Below are 15,827 nucleotides of genomic sequence, written 5' to 3' on the forward strand. Positions count from 1 at the left end.
AGCTTAAGCGTCAGCTTTGACGTCCTGACCCTCGGCCTGGCGCTTTTGCAGGTATTGTGCAAACAAAGCGTCAAAATTAACCGGTGCCAGGTTCAGTTGCGGGAAGGTACCACGATTAACCAGACTTGATACCGCTTCACGGGCATACGGGAACAGAATATTCGGGCAAAACGCGGCCAGCATATGAGCTAACTGGCTCTCTTCCAGCTCACCAATTGAGAAAATGCCCGCTTGTTGCACTTCACACAGAAAAGCTGTCTCTTCTCCGACCATGGTCGTTACTGTCAGAGATAACGTAACCTGATAAACACCATCCTCTACTTTTTCACTGCGGGTATCCAGATCCAGTTTAACTTCTGGTTTCCACTCTTTGCGAAAAATTGCCGGCGCATTAGGCGCCTCAAACGAAATATCTTTAACAAAAATTCGCTGAATAGCAAATTGTAAACCCTGTGCCTGTTGCTCGTTTGCAACACCATTTGCCTGTTGTTCGGCCATGAATAATTCCTAGTTTAAGTTATGCGGTTAACAGTGAATCGAGTTTGTCAGCTGCATGCAGCGCAAACATATCGTCGCATCCACCAATGTGAGTTGTACCAATAAAAATTTGCGGCACAGTTGAACGTCCGTTTGCTTTTTCAATCATTTCAGCTCGACGTTCCGGCTGCTCATCAATTTTCACTTCCTGATAAGCAACCTGTTTCTGATCAAGTAATGACTTGGCGCGAACACAATAAGGACAATATGCCTTGGTGTAAATAATCACGTCTGCCATGTTTACCTCTTTAATTTGACAACGGGCAGGCTGGCTCCAGTCCAGGCTCCCATTCCGCCCTGCAATACAGCGACGTTAGTGAAACCTTGTTTAGTCAGCGCAACAGCCGATTTTTGTGCGGTCATTCCTGCCTGACATACCACAATAATGGGAGCATCTTTTTGTTTTTCAAGTCCGGCTAGTTTTTGCTCTGCTATCTGACTGGCTGACAGCTGTCTGGCTCCGGCTATATGACCTTTCTTGAAGTCATCTTCACTTCGGATATCAACAACCACTCCATCCTGGCGGTTCACCAGCATGGTCAGTTCTGTAGGGGACAGTTGCCGTATAGCTGAAAACCGGGCTTTAACCCAGCCGCCTACGATCAATACAAAAATAATTACCCATGCCAAACTTAGTAAAGGGTGATTAGTCACAAACTCGGTAAACTGCGCCATAGTGCTAGATTCTTACTCTGAACTCATTAAAGTGGCCTGAGTATAACGATATTGTTGTAAGAAAGCAGCCCTAAAACGGTCAATCCGGGCTGGAGAAAGTTAGAAAAAGCGGTAAGATACTAGCCTCGCTTAAATGTTCAGCAAAATCAAAATCGGAGTCAGCATGAGCCATCCCAAAAAGCCCCTGGTATTATTAATTCTTGATGGCTGGGGATACCGTGAACAAACAACCAGCAATGCGATAGCTCAGGCAAATACACCGGTGATGGACAAGCTCTGGCAAGATTATCCTCACAGCCTTATTTCCGGATCTGGGCTCGATGTCGGACTGCCGGAAGGGCAAATGGGTAACTCAGAAGTAGGCCATGTTAATCTCGGCTCTGGCCGGGTGGTATATCAGGATTTTACCCGGATTACTAAAGCAATTGACGACGGTGACTTTTTTCAAAACCCTGAACTGGTTAGTGCCGTCACCACTGCTAAGAAAAACAATAAAGCAGTACACATTATGGGGTTACTGTCTGAAGGTGGCGTCCATAGCCATGAAGAACATATTCTGGCGATGATTAAGCTGGCAGAGCAACAGGGAGCCAGCCCGATTTATGTGCATGCCTTTTTAGACGGCAGAGATACGCCCCCTCGCAGCGCTGAGTCGTCGCTTGCAAAAATTCAGCAACACTTTGCCGCTAGCGGCAGCGGCCAGATCGCCTCTGTAATTGGTCGGTACTTCGCGATGGACCGTGACAAGCGCTGGGACAGAGTGCAACAGGCTTATGATTTGCTTACTCTTGGCAAAGCAGATTTCACGGGTAAAGACGCAATCGCTGCACTGCACGCTGCCTATCAGCGGGATGAAAATGATGAATTTGTAAAAGCGACTGCCATTGTTGGTGCGGATAATAAGCCAATTAAAATGGCTGATGGTGATGCGCTAATTTTCATGAATTTTCGAGCTGACCGGGCACGCCAGTTCAGCAGAGCCTTTACCGAGCCCGATTTTGCAGGGTTCGAACGCCAGCATCAGCCAAAACTCAGTAGTTTTGTTATGCTGACAGAATATGCAGCTGATATTAAGGCGCCGTGTGCTTTTCCACCCGAAGCATTAAACAACGTTTTGGGCGAATGGCTTGCTAAACATGATAAAACTCAGCTTCGGATCTCCGAAACAGAAAAGTATGCCCACGTTACGTTTTTTTTCAGTGGAGGCCGGGAAACAGAGTTTACCGGTGAAAGCCGTATTTTAGTGCCATCGCCTGATGTAGCCACTTATGATTTGCAACCTGAAATGAGTTCAACCGAGCTGACTGATAAGCTGGTTGCCGCCATTCATAGCGGCGAGTTTGACGTAATAATCTGTAATTATCCTAATGGAGATATGGTAGGACATACCGGCATAATGGCAGCCGCTATTAAAGCTGTAGAAGCGGTAGATCATTGTATCGGCAGAGTAGTTGAAGCTTTGCAGCAGGTTGGAGGGGAATGTTTAATCACCGCTGACCACGGCAATGCTGAAATGATGGAGGATCCAGGTTCAGGTCAGGCCCATACCGCCCATACCAGCGGGCCGGTGCCTTTAATCTATGTAGGCCGGCCCGCCATCGCAGTTGAAGGTGGAATTTTAAGTGATATAGCGCCAACTATGTTGCATTTGCTAGGGTTACCGAAGCCGGCAGAAATGACCGGAAAAGTGCTGATGCAACTTAAGCAAAATTGATCTGGTACCTGATGAGAGTTCACCGCTCCCCCCCATTACATAAGCAGCCATTATGGCTGCTTATGTTTTGCTTTTTATTCAGCACTATGCCTGTAACCGGCCGCCAACAAGCAGAGCAAGAGCTTGAGCAGGTACAACAACAGATAAAAAAGACAGAACGCCAGCTAAAACAACAGCAGCAACAACTGAACAAGGCTGAGCAACAACTTCAACAATCGGACAGGTCATTAGCCAGAGCGTCTGCTGAGTTGCAGCAAACCCAGCAGGAACTTGCGACAATAGAACAGCGAGGCCTGCAGTTGACGCAGCAGCAGCAGCAATTACAACATGACTTGCAACAGCAACAAAGCCAGTTGGCGGCTCAATTGAAAAGCGCTTACAGCCTTGGCCAGCATGATTATACCCGAATGCTGCTAAACCAGCAGGATGCCAGCAAGCTGGAACGGGCGCTGACTTACTATCAGTACTTTAACCAGGCCAGGGTTAAACAACTGGCAGAAATAAATAAAACGGTGTTGCAACTACAACAGATAAAACAGCAGCTTGCTGAGCAGCAGCAGCAGTTGCAACTTACCCTGAGTGAACAACAACAGCAACAGAAACAGCTGCTGGCAGTTAAAGCTGAGCAGCAATCTGCGGTTAATCAGCTGCAACAGTTGCTGAAGGAGCAGGGTAATCAGTTAAGCTATTTGCGTCAGAATGAAGCAAGCTTGCAAAATACCATTGATCAGTTGCGGGCTTTGGCTGAGCGTAGCCTGGAGTTGCTTGGATTAACTGCTAATAAAGGTAAGCTGCGCTGGCCATTAAACGGTGCTTTATTGCAAGGTTTTGGTGAAAACCGACAAGGAGGTATGCGCTCGCGGGGAATTTTGATCAGCGGCCGTGAAGGCAATCCGGTGCAAGCAATCGCAGATGGCCGGGTAATTTATGCCGACTGGTTAAAAGGTTACGGTTGGGTCATTGTGCTTGATCATGGCGAAGGCTTTATGAGCTTGTATGGCCATAATCAGAATATTTTAAAGCAACCAGGTGAGCAAATTATCGCAGGAGAGACTATAGCGCTGGTTGGTATGAGTGGTGGCCAGGCCAACGCAGGCCTCTATTTTGAAATAAGAGAAAAAGGCGATGCGGTTAACCCTTTGTCCTGGCTTAGTAAAAACAAAGGATAAAAATGACTTGCGACAGGTGACAGCATGGGCCAATATAATGACAGATAACAGGACGATCCGACCACTGCCCTTTGTCCGGTACAATGGGTAAACAGGAATAATAAAAGCGTGCGTAAATCTTTATTTTGGCTGGTATTTGCGGGACTGCTAAGCGCCAAGGCTGCAGCGGAGAAACCCCGTATTGCCATTATTATCGACGATATTGGCTACCAGAAAGCAGACTTAAAAATGGTAGCACTGCCCTATCCGCTAACCTTATCAGTATTGCCGCATACTCCATACGGCCCTAAATCTGCACAACTGGCGTTTTCACAACAAAAAGACGTTATGCTGCATATGCCAATGGAAGCAAATAATCGTAAAAGTCTGGGTCCAGGCGCCCTTACCCGTAATATGAGCCGCCAGCAAGTTCGTGAAGCCCTACAACAAGCGTTAGCAGATATTCCATACGCTATTGGCGTTAATAATCATATGGGCAGCCTTTACACGGAGCTGGATCAGCCAATGGCCTGGACGATGGAATACCTGCGGCAACGCCAGCTTTTCTTTGTTGACAGTCTGACCACTCCGCAAAGTAAAGCACGCTTGTACGCACGTCAGTATGGTGTCGCAAGCTTGAGCAGGCATGTATTCCTGGACAATGACTTGTCCGAAGCTGCTTTGCAACGCCAATTCCAGCAATTGCTGCAGATAGCCAAGCGCCATCAGGTTGCTATCGCAATTGGTCATCCCTACCCACAGACTTACGAATTTCTGAAGAAAAACCTGCCATTATTAAAAAAGCATGATATTGAATTAGTAAGAATATCTGCGCTGTTACCGCAAGAGCATGACGTGGTTGCTGCCGGCTTTACTGCTCCTGCTATCTCGGCTCCACAATAATCGGGCTTTATCACCAATAAAAAAACCTGCCGCGGCAGGTTTTTTTATTGGTGATAAAACATTAATCAGCTCAGGGCCGACTGCAGTTTTTTCATCGCATTTTTCTCAAGCTGACGTACCCGCTCTGCAGATACCTGATAACGCTCTGCCAGCTCCTGTAAGGTTAGCTTGTTATTGTCCAGCCACCGCGCACGCACGATATCCTGACTGCGGTCATCCAGGGTACGCATGGCAGCCTGCAAACGGTCTGCTGCTGCATTATCCCACTGCTCGTCTTCTACCTGCACGGCAAGATCAGACGCTTTGTCCTGCAGATAATATACCGGTGCAGTATAAGCTGCATCATCATCTTCGTCTGGGGCGTCGTAAGGCATGTCATAGTTACTCATCCGGGACTCCATTTCCCGCACTTCATGCTCAGCCACGCCCAGAGACTCGGCAACATGCTTAACTTCGTCCTGATTGAACCAACCCAGATGCTTTTTGGCTTTGCGTAGATTAAAAAATAGTTTTCGCTGTGCCTTGGTGGTCGCAATTTTAACGATGCGCCAGTTTTTCAGAACGTATTCATGAATCTCAGCTTTAATCCAATGCACCGCAAAAGATACCAACCGCACACCTACTGTCGGATCAAAGCGCTTTACCGCCTTCATAAGACCAATATTGCCTTCCTGAACCAGATCACTTATCGGCAGGCCGTAACCAGAATAACTACGGGCAATGTGCACCACAAACCGCAGATGAGACATAATTAACTGGCGAGCGGCCGTTAAATCGCCATCTTGCTGTAAACGTTCAGCCAGACTGCGCTCCTGCTCCGCAGTTAACATTGGAATGGTGCTAACGGCGTGAGTATAAGCCTCAAGGCTTCCACTGGCAGCGACGGTAAGCGGCATAAATTCGGGTTTATCTGCTTTAATTGTCATGTTTTGCCAATCCTGTATCAATCGAATGAACCCATATTAGCACTCTTTACGCTAGAGTGCTAATTATCGATTAAAGGTTTTTAAGATCTGGTTATTCTAAAAAAAGCAGTTTAATAATTAATAATTATTAAGGTCCGGTTGGTTCTATCGCGCTGATATGGCGGCGCACTGACAAGTAGGAACCTGCCAGGCCAAGAAGTACGGCGATTATCAGCAGACCAATAAACTCCTGGAAGCTCATAGCCATTAAGCTAAAATCACTTTGATAAAGCGCTGTAACGTTGCTGATCGCACCCTGCAGCCACCACAACATTAACTCGACGACCAGAAATGCCAGCAAGCCGCCGAAAATACCGAACCAGACACCGGTATATAAAAAGGGCCTCTGGATAAAAGCATCCGTAGCACCTACCAGTTTCATCACCTCAATTTCATCTTTTTTATTCATAATAGACAGGCGAATAGTATTGCCGACAATCAACAACACTGCGCTTAGCAACAATAATGCGATAATGGCCACGGCTTGCTGCAGCATGCTGACTATGGCGTTTAACCGGGTTAACCAGTCAATATCCAGCTTGGCAAAATCTACTATCCGCTCATTGCTCAGCCTTTTTAGCAGTAACTGTGCAGCCTCTGGCGCAGTGTTTTTTGGCAATACCCTGATTACGTCAGGCAACGGATTACTATCCAGATAATTCAGTGCCGCACCGAAACCTGATATCTCCTGAAACTCTGTCATAGCTTGTTGTTTGCTGACAAAAATAACCTGCGAGATATCGCGATCAGCCTGCAATATCGCCACCAGGCTCTGCACCTGATTGTCCGGGGTTTGTTCACGTATATATAAACTGATTTCCGCCGCCTGAGTAAAACTGCTGCTGATTTGCTGCATATTTTTAACCAGCAAATGCAGGGTCGCCGGTAAAGTTAAACTAACACCCAGAACCGCGATAGTAAGGATAGAAGCTGAAGGCGTGCGCCATAGTTCGCCCAAGCTGGCCACCGCCTGACGGGCATGATTAAGCCAGAACATAATAAAACGGCGCAACAAACTGATTTTTTTAGCAGCGGCACCCGTTGCCCTGCCGGTAAACAAAATACTCATACCGGCTCCTGATATTGTAATAGACCATCGTTAATCATCCGGCCATGTTTCAATGTCAGTGTCCGATATTTCATTCGTGCCACCAAACCAAGATCGTGGGTTGCCACCAGTACCGATACCCCAACCTGATTAAAGGCTTCAAATACCCGCATGGTGTCTTTTGACAAATCGGGGTCGAGGTTACCGGTAGGCTCATCCGCTAATAATAGTGGGGGTTTATTCACTACCGCCCGGGCAATACCTACGCGTTGCTGCTCACCACCAGACAAGGTAGCGGGCAAACAGCGCACTTTATCCAGCAACCCAACTTTATCCAGTGCCGCATGCACGCGTTTCACCATCTCTTTGCCGGTAAAACCCTCAATTACTAATGGCAACGCTACATTATCAAAGACCGTATGATTCATCAGCAACCGGTGATTCTGGAAAATAATGCCAACATCACGCCGTACAAACGGGATCTGACTGCGTTTAATCCGGCTCAATTCAATATCATTAATCAGCACCCGGCCAGCGCTGGGACGTTCAATCAGGCTGATCAGTTTAAGCAAAGTGCTTTTGCCAGCACCAGAGTGGCCGGTGAGAAAGGCCATCTCACCTTTTTCCAGTCTGAAACTGATGCGATCAAGCGCTACAAAGCCACCGGGATAACTTTTACTGACCTGATCAAACTGCAACATGGTTAGTGTTCCTTACTAAACAAGGCTTTAATAAAGTCTTGGCTATTAAATTGGCGTAAATCGTCAATGGCCTCACCTACCCCAATGTAGCGAATAGGCACCGCAAACTGATTCGCTATCGCAAAGATAACCCCACCCTTGGCGGTACCGTCCAGTTTGGTCAGGGTTATTCCGGTTAGCGGCACGGCTTCATTAAACAGCTTTGCCTGGCTTAGCGCATTCTGGCCAGTGCCTGCATCGAGTGTCAGCATTACCTCATGCGGTGCCGCCCCGTCAATTTTTTGCAGCACCCGGACAATTTTCTTCAGCTCTTCCATTAAATGCGCTTTATTCTGTAAACGCCCTGCCGTATCGGCAATTAACACATCGACCTTACGTGCTTTCGCTGCCTGATAAGCATCAAAAATAACTGAGGCGCTGTCTGCACCGGTATGCTGGGCGATAACCGGAATTGCATTACGCTCTCCCCAAACCTGAAGTTGTTCTACAGCAGCAGCCCGAAAGGTATCTCCTGCTGCCAACATTACCGATTTACCCTGCTGCCGGAATTGCTGAGCCATTTTGCCGATAGTCGTAGTTTTACCAACACCGTTAACACCCACCATTAAAATGACAAAAGGACCGCCGGGGTTGCTGGCCAACAGCGGTTGCTCAACGTTGGCTAACAATGTCGCCATATCCTGTTGTAATTGATTAAACAATAAGCTGGCATCTTTCAGAGCCTTGCGGTTTGCATGCTGGGTCAGTTGTGTAATCAGTTTCTGCGTGGTATCCATACCCACATCGGCCAGCAGCAACTGGGTTTCCAGTTCCTCATAAAGTTCGTCATCAATTTTTTTTCCACTGAATAAACCTGCCAGGCCATCGCCAAGATTCTGACTGGTTTTCGCCAAACCTTGTTTTAAGCGGGTAAAAAAACCTGACTTTTTCGCTGGCGAAACCACAACGGGCTCTGTAGTGCCAATAGCATCAGACGCTGGCGCAACGCTGCTGGAGCGGATGCTATCTGTATCAGCCAAAGCAGCGCTATCTGCAGCAACAACCGGTGACTCGGACGGGCTTTCTTCGGTGGGTTTCGTAAGCTCTGCTGCTGGTTGTGCTGTATTTGGCTCAGTTGCAGACGCTTCATGCTTTTCCGCCGTCGTATCGTCAGGCGTCGCGGTTTGAGTCGTCTGCTCTGGTTTTTGCTCCGGTTGCGGCTCTGTTGTTTTTTTGCCCAGGCCAAGCCAGGAGAAAAGATTTTTCTGTTTTGTCATAAGCTTTTGTGTCTACGGCAATATTCAGGATAAAATTGCTGCTAATACTATCACCTTTAACTCACAGGCAAAACGGAAACGATGAAACAAGCTAAAACCGCTAAAAGCAAAACCGGCCAACCTGGTTTTGTCCGGATCATCAGCGGTCAGTGGCGCGGCCGGCGTTTACCTGTTGCCGACGTTGCCGGCTTAAGGCCAACAACAGATCGGGTAAAAGAAACCTTATTTAACTGGTTAATGCACGATGTCTCCGACAGCACCGTACTTGATTGTTTCAGTGGATCTGGCGCCCTTGCTTTTGAGGCTTTATCACGTTACGCAAAGTTTGCCACCCTGGTAGAAAAAGATCCTGCTCAGGCGAAACGCTTGCAGGCGCTATTATCCACGCTTAACGCAACTCAGGCTGAAGTGATTACCAGTGACTGCTTACGATATCTGACACAGCCAGCAAAACGTCAGTATCAAATCGTGTTGGTTGACCCACCTTTCCGGCTTGGCCTGGCACTGCCGAGCTGTCAGCTGCTGGAGCGGCACGGCTGGCTTAGCGAGAGTGCCTTAATTTATCTTGAAACAGAGAAAGAATTACCGCTTACCGATATACCAGCAAACTGGCAACTGCTTAAAGAAAAAGTTGCGGGGCAACTGGCATACCGCTTATGGTCCAGACAGGCGTGATTAATACTCCATTCCGAGATTTGTCAGGCCCTGCTCTGCTACCCAGGCTTTTAATTGCAGCATTTGTTCGCGCTCAATTTGCTTCATCTGGCCGACCAACTCAATCAGTTCAGCCAAACATTCCATTTCGTAAGCCATAAGTGGATGTTCCCGAACGTGTTTTTTCAACTCACTTTCTGAGGTGATATCTTCATGTTCCGCCTGATGTTCAATTAATCGGGCTACAGTCGCCTGAGATATTTTTGCAACATTAATAAACTCACTACTATCCTGCTGATTGATGCCATTAAACATGGTATCCAGTGCCGTGGCGCAGTCAATTGCAGGATAAACACCAAACATAGTGAAATGATTAACTTCAGGTATTAATGGCTCTAATTCTTCAGCCAGCCGCGGGAAGTTGATTTTCGCTTTTTTGACCGTTAGCCACTCCCAGCATAAATCCAGCATATGTCGCAGGGCTGCAGCATCTCCAAACTCGCTAACTTCACTGAATAATTGATAATTCGGTAACATGCGTTCAAGCAAACAGGCTGCAATTGCAGCCTGTTGATAGAACCCCAGCTCACGCATTAACTGGAAGTTATTTGCCTTTTCTTTCATAGCACTCCTGAACGGATTAAAGCCCGGCGTTAACCCGATACGGCCAGTTGTTTCTGAGCATATTCAAACTTCAGTTTATACTCCATAATTTTTTGCTCCAGCTCGCTGATATGCTGCTGATTAACTTCATCCTGTTCGGCAAGTTGCGAACGCAGTTGCCGGATCATTTCCCGGCTCTGCTCCGCTTCACTTTGTTGTTTCTGCTCTGCGGCTTGTTGCCGGTTTACTGCATGTTCCAGTTGGGACTCCAGCTTTTTACTACGGCCCTGGCTCTGGCCTAACAGTTCGTTTATGTTAACAAACTCTGCCTGAAGCCTGGTTAGCTCTGAGCCGAGCTCAGCACTGCTTTGAGCCAACTCATTGCGATGTTGCTCAAATTCATTAATTTGGGTTTGCATTACTTCGCTGTGCGCCTCTAACTCAGCAAGTTGCTCTTTGAGTTGCACATGCTCTTTTTGTTGCTCGGTAAGTTGCTGGTCACGTTCCGCCAGTTGCTGCTCCAGGTCTCTGACTTGCTGCTGACTCTTTGCCAATGCCTGCAGCTTATCCTGCTGAGCCTGAGTCTGTTGCTCTGTTTCCTGCTGTAACGCCTGATAACGTTCATTCAGATCGGCAAGTTGCTGCTCAGTTTGCCGCTGCTCTTCTTGTTGTTGTTGCAGACTGGTTTTCAGCTGCTGCAAGGCCAGCTTACTTTCATGCGCCTGAGCTCTGGCTTGCTCCGTCTCAGCACGCAGCTGGTTAAGCTGCTCAGGATCTGTAGCACTCTGCTGCGTTTCTCGCAGGGCCTGCTCAAAATGTTTGGCTTTGTGCTGTTCCAGCTCCAGTTGTTTGGCCAACTCAGCAAGCTGTTGCTCAAGATTAATTTCCCGCTCACTGAGTACCGAATTATGTTGCTGCGCCTTTTTTAATTCGGCAGCAAGCGCAGCCATCTGCTTTGTAGTCTCGCCGGTTTTCTGCTTCAGAACAGCCAGCTCCTGAGTGTCAGCGCTGGCTACCGGCACCGCCAGATCGAGTTGCTGCTTGGTTTGTTGCCAGTCTTTAAATAGTTTCTGGTAAGCCTGCTCCTGCTCTATCAACCTTTGCTGCCACTGACTTTGTGATTTAGCCAGAATTTGGGCGCTGTAGCCTTGCAATAACTGCTGCTGTTCATTCATCAGCTGCTTACCAAAGTCAGCCAGACTGGCAGCAAGTTGCTGCTGAGCTTGATTTTCCAGTTCAGCCGCGAGCTGTTGCTCGTTGTTATTATTATTTTTTTTCACTGCATTCATGTTCTGGTCTCGAATTGAACAGCCGCCCTGGCTGCATACTATCATCGTTGTGCCGAGATCCCTGCCGCACTTTAACAATAAGTGTAATATGACTTTAGTCTGATAGCTAACGCTATTGTGTATTTTGTCAGCACCTGTTTTATCACACTTAGCATGCCATAATAAATATCAGAATTGGCAATTTAACGTAACACCCGAAATGATTTGCCTGAAGCGCTTTATTTTTTGCAGCGCAACTTAATACCAGATAGCCTGTCTTAAAGCACAGGCTGTAACCAGAGGACAAATATCATGAGAAGGCAACAAACACTTATCCACTACAGTAAATTTCTAACGGCTGCGCTTATAGGGCTGGCTTTAACAGCCTGTAGCAGCGGGCCAACTGTCCGCTCTGACCAAGCAGCTGACGTAAACTTTAGTCAGTATAAAACCTTCTCGTTCGTTTCAGATTTAGCTACAGACCGGGCCGGTTACACTACCCTGGTTACCCAGCATTTTAAAGACGCGATCACGGCAGAACTTACGGCAAGAGGGTACCGCTTTGTTGAGTCTGATCCGCAGTTGCTGGTTAACTTCAACTCAAACGTCGCAAACCGCTCAGATACCCGTAGCATACCAACTACCAGCTACCATTATGGTTACTATCATTACCGTCGCGGCATTGTTTACGCAGGATTTCCGGTTTACAGCAACGATGTCAGCACTGTCCATTACAAAGTGGGCACAGTAAATATAGATTTAGTCGACGCCAAAAAGCGCCAACTGATTTGGGAAGGGATTGCTGAAGGCACCTTGAAACAAAAAGATCTGGAACAACCGCGCGAGGCCGCGGCACGCACAGTTGCTCTTATTTTTGAAGAGTTCCCGTTAACCGGCAGTTAATCTGCCGCGATCTCCGCAACTTGCTGCTTTAATGCTGCACAATCAGCATTGGCATCAAGTTGCTGGATAGACAATGTCAACTCTGCAACTTTAAAGCCGAATTTGTGCAGGGTAGTTCGATTAATCAGATTTTTTTCATCAACCAGGTGTAACCAATCTTTCACAGTAACATCGAGCGTGTCTCCATCATAAGGGATCCGCAGTACATATTGCCAATACAGACTGTTGCCCGCCAACTGCCCTGTGGCATCACCTATCACATCACCTGCCGTTCCTGTTACTTTACCATCTGCATTTTGGGTTAACTGCCAGTGCCGCTGCTCTACCCGGCCATCACTGAAATAAAACACTTCATATAAATCACCCTGTCCCTGCCGCCACTCACCACAAAGGTCGGCAACAAACCGGACACCTTGCTGGCCCCGCCAGTTATGCATTACCCCATACGCCTTGCCTGATCCCACAAAGAAACGGTCCAGTTTAAATTCAGGGGTCATCGCTGTGTAGTCAGAAATTGACTGACTGCAGCCAGCAAGCAGCACAATGCTGGCGGCCATTGCCGCTTTCTGCCAGAACGATTTTTGCAATTCAATTTCCATTTTAATCTCCATTTTATGACTCAAACTTAGCAGATGTTACGCAGTCTGGCCGGTTTTAGCTCATTTAAACCAGACATTACCCGCTCAAGCATTACTTATCCTGAAGATAAGTTTTTCTTGTTAGACACCTTGCCTGTAACCCCGTAAAACGCACCTCTGCATTAACGGGAGAATTTAAAGCGTGCACTCAATTGTTGGCAGTAATGCTTTTAGCAACAGCAATCCGGTTATCGGTGATGACAATAGGCTAACCCAATTTTACCTGCAGGGCTGGACCGAAATAGCCAATTTTCTGCCTGACAATTTAAACCGGCAATTGCTTGATGAAGTCCAGTTTGATGCTGACTTAACCCCTGCCGGCGTTGGCAGGGCACGTGATCACACGTTAAACAGACAGGTACGCCGTGATAAAACGCAATGGTTCGAAGGTAAAACACAAGCACAGCAACATTACCTTGAGCTGATGCAGCAGTTACAGCGACAATTGAACCGGCAATTTTTTCTGGGTTTGTTCGATTTTGAGTGCCATTTTGCCTGCTATCAGCAAGGGGATTTTTACCAAAAACACTTCGATGCCTTCAGTGGCCGCTCCAACCGGGTGCTGACAACTGTCAGTTATCTGAATAATGTTAATTCCGGTGGCGAGTTAGTGCTGTATGGCGCTGATGACAGCGTTTTAAGCACAATTAAACCCCGGGCGGGCAGCCTGGTGTTATTTGAAAGCGAACGATTTGCCCATGAAGTACTAACTGCCGTTGATGACAGATACAGCATCGCTGGCTGGTTCCGCCATAATAACAGTATCAATGGTGCTATCGACCCCAGCCGCTGAACGACCAGAGGCAACCAGCAGGTTTACGCAATGATTAACCTCGTGCTGTGCGATAACAGGCAGCTGCTAGCGCTGCAATATCAGTGTATCACCCACCTTTATATTGCGCTCAGCAAACCAGCCTCTTGGCATTTCCAGGGCAGCCAGAGCAGCCGACGGTGCGGATACCGGTGTTTCATCCAGCGGATGAAGCGGCGTTATCGCCATAATACGCCACTGCGGATCAATAAAAGCCACATCCAGTGCTAAGTCAGTATTACGCATCCACAAGCTAACCAGCCGCGGTTCAGGGTAAAGCAATAACATACCGCCTGCTGCACTTTGCTGAAACATCAGGCCACGTTCCCGTAACTCGGGGGTATCAGCCAGTTGCACGGCTCTTTGTATGTCACCGATCTTAATTGTTATCTGAGGGAAAGTGACTGGTTGTACCTGTTCTGGCGCAGCACAGGCAGTAACCGAAAACAATGACATTAACAAAGCAAAAATCCGGTTTCTCATAGTAATTACCTGCAATATGTTTTAGCGCGGCTATCCGGCTAACCCCTGAAAAAACAGTAGTGAAGAACGATACCAGCAAATACCAGCAACCCGACATAATGATTGTGTAAAAATGCCTTAAAACAGCCATTCCTGCCAGTCACCGCCAGCCGGTACTGGTAAACAAAAGCCAGGGCGCAGCACACCAGTGCAGCATAATACACCACAGATAACTTCGCTATCAGGCCGACATAGCCTAACAACAGTAAGCTACTTAGCTGCAACAATATAATCATCAGCAGGGCGTGCCGGCCAAACAAAATGGCGGTAGATTTTATCCCGGCTTTCATATCATCAGCTTTATCAACCATTGCATAATAGGTGTCGTAGGCGATGGTCCAGCATAAGTTAGCCAGATATAAATACCAAACCAGCGGTGGCAATTGCAGTTGAATTGCCATAAACGCCATGGGCATTCCCCAGCTGAATGCTGCCCCCAGCACCAGTTGGGGCAAATGGGTATAACGTTTCATAAAGGGATAGGCTGCCGCCAGCAGCAGCGCAACAACCGACAATAACACTGTTTGCCAGTTCAGCCATAATAACAGGCTGGCGCTAAGTGCCACCAGCAAAGTAAATAGCTGCAAAGCCTCAACGGCAGACACTCTGCCCTGAGCCAATGGTCGCTGCGCAGTGCGTTCCACCAGGCCATCGAAGTTCCGGTCCGCATAATCATTAATTACACAGCCAGCAGAGCGCATCAGCAACACCCCCAGACTGAAAATAATCAGTAAGCTTAAGTCAGGCACACCTTCGGCTGCGAGCCATAATGCCCACCAGGTTGGCCATAGCAGCAAATAGATGCCAATAGGCTTATCCAGCCGCATTAGTAACCGGTATTCAGGCCAGCGCTGCCAGCTTAACTGCCAGTTCACAGGGCAAGAACTCCATCTAAAAAAACTTCGGCCACCAGCAAAGATTGCCCTGCAATGGTAAATACTGAACGGCGGGCCCAGTACTGTCCTGATGCAACCGTAGCCGCGAACGGCTGTTCCAGCTTCACTCTGGCAACCTCAACGACGCCACGGCTGATATTGGTTTGCTGGAAAATAACTTCACCAAGCGGCTGCTCACCAAGTTCTGCAAGCGGCTGCAAAGCAGCCAGAGCTTGCAGCGGCAGCCAACTCTGAGCATAAACACAAGGCAACGAATTACATGACATCAATACTTCCCGACACTGGCAAATGTTAGCCTCAGGCAGCAAAGGTTGTAAAAAGGCGGGCAAATCTTGCTGCTGTTGCTGCATAACCTGCAATTTAAAATCCCGGGCACGGCTTTTCAGCCTGGCAGTCAGTGACCCGGGTTCCAAAAGCCAGTTTTCTAATAAAGGCGGCAGCGCCATAGCGCTGGCAAGTTGCCAGTCAGCGGCCAGAGAAATCGCAGGTTTTGCCACTAAAACGCTCAAGTCCTAAAAATATGGTTGAATGATAACAAGTTCAGAAAGGCTTTTCAGCTTAAAAAACTATTGGTTACAACAGAAT

19 protein-coding genes are annotated in these 15,827 nt (G+C 47.7%); 6 read left to right on the forward strand and 13 right to left on the reverse strand.

The annotated features are described in order from the left end of the window. Positions 1-3 precede the first annotated feature (3 nt). From secB to KQY15_RS13480, 3 genes are read right to left on the reverse strand one after another with little or no spacing between them, the layout of a single operon-like run. Positions 4-498, reverse strand: coding sequence for a protein-export chaperone SecB (gene secB / locus KQY15_RS13470; protein WP_097112437.1), 495 nt, complete (start codon positions 496-498; stop codon positions 4-6). A gap of 19 nt (positions 499-517) precedes the next feature. Then, the gene (grxC, locus tag KQY15_RS13475; RefSeq protein WP_217670007.1) at positions 518-775 is read right to left on the reverse strand and encodes a glutaredoxin 3; all 258 of its coding nucleotides are present in this window, start codon (positions 773-775) and stop codon (positions 518-520) included. 2 nt (positions 776-777) lie between these two features. After that, on the reverse strand, positions 778-1,212 hold the full coding sequence (locus tag KQY15_RS13480) for a rhodanese-like domain-containing protein (RefSeq protein WP_217670009.1): 435 nt from the start codon (positions 1,210-1,212) through the stop codon (positions 778-780). 163 nt (positions 1,213-1,375) lie between these two features. On the opposite strand from KQY15_RS13480, the gene gpmM reads away from it, so the two are divergent. The 3 genes from gpmM (at position 1,376) to KQY15_RS13495 (ending at position 4,977) form a co-directional block, all read left to right on the forward strand. After that, positions 1,376-2,926, forward strand: a complete 1,551-nt coding sequence (gpmM, locus tag KQY15_RS13485; protein WP_217670011.1) for a 2,3-bisphosphoglycerate-independent phosphoglycerate mutase — start codon at positions 1,376-1,378, stop codon at positions 2,924-2,926. A 62-nt stretch (positions 2,927-2,988) separates the two neighbouring features. After that, the gene (locus KQY15_RS13490; RefSeq protein WP_254795709.1) at positions 2,989-4,095 is read left to right on the forward strand and encodes a murein hydrolase activator EnvC family protein; all 1,107 of its coding nucleotides are present in this window, start codon (positions 2,989-2,991) and stop codon (positions 4,093-4,095) included. 108 nt (positions 4,096-4,203) lie between these two features. Then, complete coding sequence (locus KQY15_RS13495) at positions 4,204-4,977, forward strand: divergent polysaccharide deacetylase family protein (RefSeq protein ID WP_217670015.1); 774 nt, start codon at positions 4,204-4,206, stop codon at positions 4,975-4,977. A gap of 65 nt (positions 4,978-5,042) precedes the next feature. Here KQY15_RS13495 and rpoH read toward each other — a convergent pair whose 3' ends face one another. From rpoH to ftsY, 4 genes are all read right to left on the reverse strand, one after another. Continuing rightward, positions 5,043-5,903: an RNA polymerase sigma factor RpoH gene (gene rpoH / locus KQY15_RS13500; protein WP_217670017.1), complete on the reverse strand. Its 861-nt coding sequence runs from the start codon at positions 5,901-5,903 to the stop codon at positions 5,043-5,045. A 127-nt stretch (positions 5,904-6,030) separates the two neighbouring features. Beyond that, positions 6,031-7,011, reverse strand: a complete 981-nt coding sequence (gene ftsX / locus KQY15_RS13505; RefSeq protein ID WP_217670019.1) for a permease-like cell division protein FtsX — start codon at positions 7,009-7,011, stop codon at positions 6,031-6,033. Then, positions 7,008-7,691 (reverse strand): cell division ATP-binding protein FtsE, encoded by a 684-nt coding sequence (gene ftsE, locus KQY15_RS13510; protein WP_217670021.1) that lies wholly within the window; start codon positions 7,689-7,691, stop codon positions 7,008-7,010. The genes ftsX and ftsE overlap by 4 nt, the downstream gene beginning before the upstream one ends. A gap of 2 nt (positions 7,692-7,693) precedes the next feature. Then, on the reverse strand, positions 7,694-8,947 hold the full coding sequence (ftsY, locus tag KQY15_RS13515; RefSeq protein WP_217670022.1) for a signal recognition particle-docking protein FtsY: 1,254 nt from the start codon (positions 8,945-8,947) through the stop codon (positions 7,694-7,696). A gap of 81 nt (positions 8,948-9,028) precedes the next feature. Here ftsY and rsmD point away from each other — a divergent pair, with 81 nt between their 5' ends. Further along, positions 9,029-9,622: a 16S rRNA (guanine(966)-N(2))-methyltransferase RsmD gene (gene rsmD, locus KQY15_RS13520; protein ID WP_217670024.1), complete on the forward strand. Its 594-nt coding sequence runs from the start codon at positions 9,029-9,031 to the stop codon at positions 9,620-9,622. Here rsmD and KQY15_RS13525 read toward each other — a convergent pair whose 3' ends face one another. Both KQY15_RS13525 and KQY15_RS13530 read right to left on the reverse strand, forming a co-directional pair. After that, entirely contained in the window at positions 9,623-10,225 is a 603-nt protein-coding gene (locus KQY15_RS13525) for a YjaG family protein (protein ID WP_217670026.1), read from the reverse strand. A 29-nt stretch (positions 10,226-10,254) separates the two neighbouring features. Next, complete coding sequence (locus tag KQY15_RS13530) at positions 10,255-11,484, reverse strand: coiled-coil domain-containing protein (RefSeq protein ID WP_217670028.1); 1,230 nt, start codon at positions 11,482-11,484, stop codon at positions 10,255-10,257. 300 nt (positions 11,485-11,784) lie between these two features. On the opposite strand from KQY15_RS13530, the gene KQY15_RS13535 reads away from it, so the two are divergent. Continuing rightward, entirely contained in the window at positions 11,785-12,375 is a 591-nt protein-coding gene (locus KQY15_RS13535) for a DUF4136 domain-containing protein (protein WP_254795710.1), read from the forward strand. On the opposite strand, the gene KQY15_RS13540 is transcribed toward KQY15_RS13535, so the two are convergent. After that, positions 12,372-12,974, reverse strand: coding sequence for a DUF3833 domain-containing protein (locus KQY15_RS13540; protein WP_254795711.1), 603 nt, complete (start codon positions 12,972-12,974; stop codon positions 12,372-12,374). The genes KQY15_RS13535 and KQY15_RS13540 overlap by 4 nt on opposite strands. 181 nt (positions 12,975-13,155) lie before the next feature. On the opposite strand from KQY15_RS13540, the gene KQY15_RS13545 reads away from it, so the two are divergent. After that, positions 13,156-13,806, forward strand: coding sequence for a 2OG-Fe(II) oxygenase (locus tag KQY15_RS13545; RefSeq protein ID WP_217670030.1), 651 nt, complete (start codon positions 13,156-13,158; stop codon positions 13,804-13,806). Between the two features lie 66 nt (positions 13,807-13,872). On the opposite strand, the gene KQY15_RS13550 is transcribed toward KQY15_RS13545, so the two are convergent. From KQY15_RS13550 to KQY15_RS13560, 3 genes are read right to left on the reverse strand one after another with little or no spacing between them, the layout of a single operon-like run. Further along, complete coding sequence (locus KQY15_RS13550) at positions 13,873-14,307, reverse strand: DUF192 domain-containing protein (protein ID WP_217670032.1); 435 nt, start codon at positions 14,305-14,307, stop codon at positions 13,873-13,875. 38 nt (positions 14,308-14,345) lie between these two features. Beyond that, entirely contained in the window at positions 14,346-15,221 is an 876-nt protein-coding gene (ubiA, locus tag KQY15_RS13555) for a 4-hydroxybenzoate octaprenyltransferase (protein WP_217670034.1), read from the reverse strand. Continuing rightward, positions 15,218-15,739: a chorismate--pyruvate lyase family protein gene (locus KQY15_RS13560; protein WP_217670036.1), complete on the reverse strand. Its 522-nt coding sequence runs from the start codon at positions 15,737-15,739 to the stop codon at positions 15,218-15,220. Before KQY15_RS13560 ends, ubiA begins: the two co-directional genes overlap by 4 nt. Positions 15,740-15,827: the final 88 nt, after the last annotated feature.

The sequence above is a fragment of the Arsukibacterium indicum genome (assembly GCF_019100565.1).
Taxonomy (GTDB): domain Bacteria; phylum Pseudomonadota; class Gammaproteobacteria; order Enterobacterales; family Alteromonadaceae; genus Alishewanella; species Alishewanella indicum.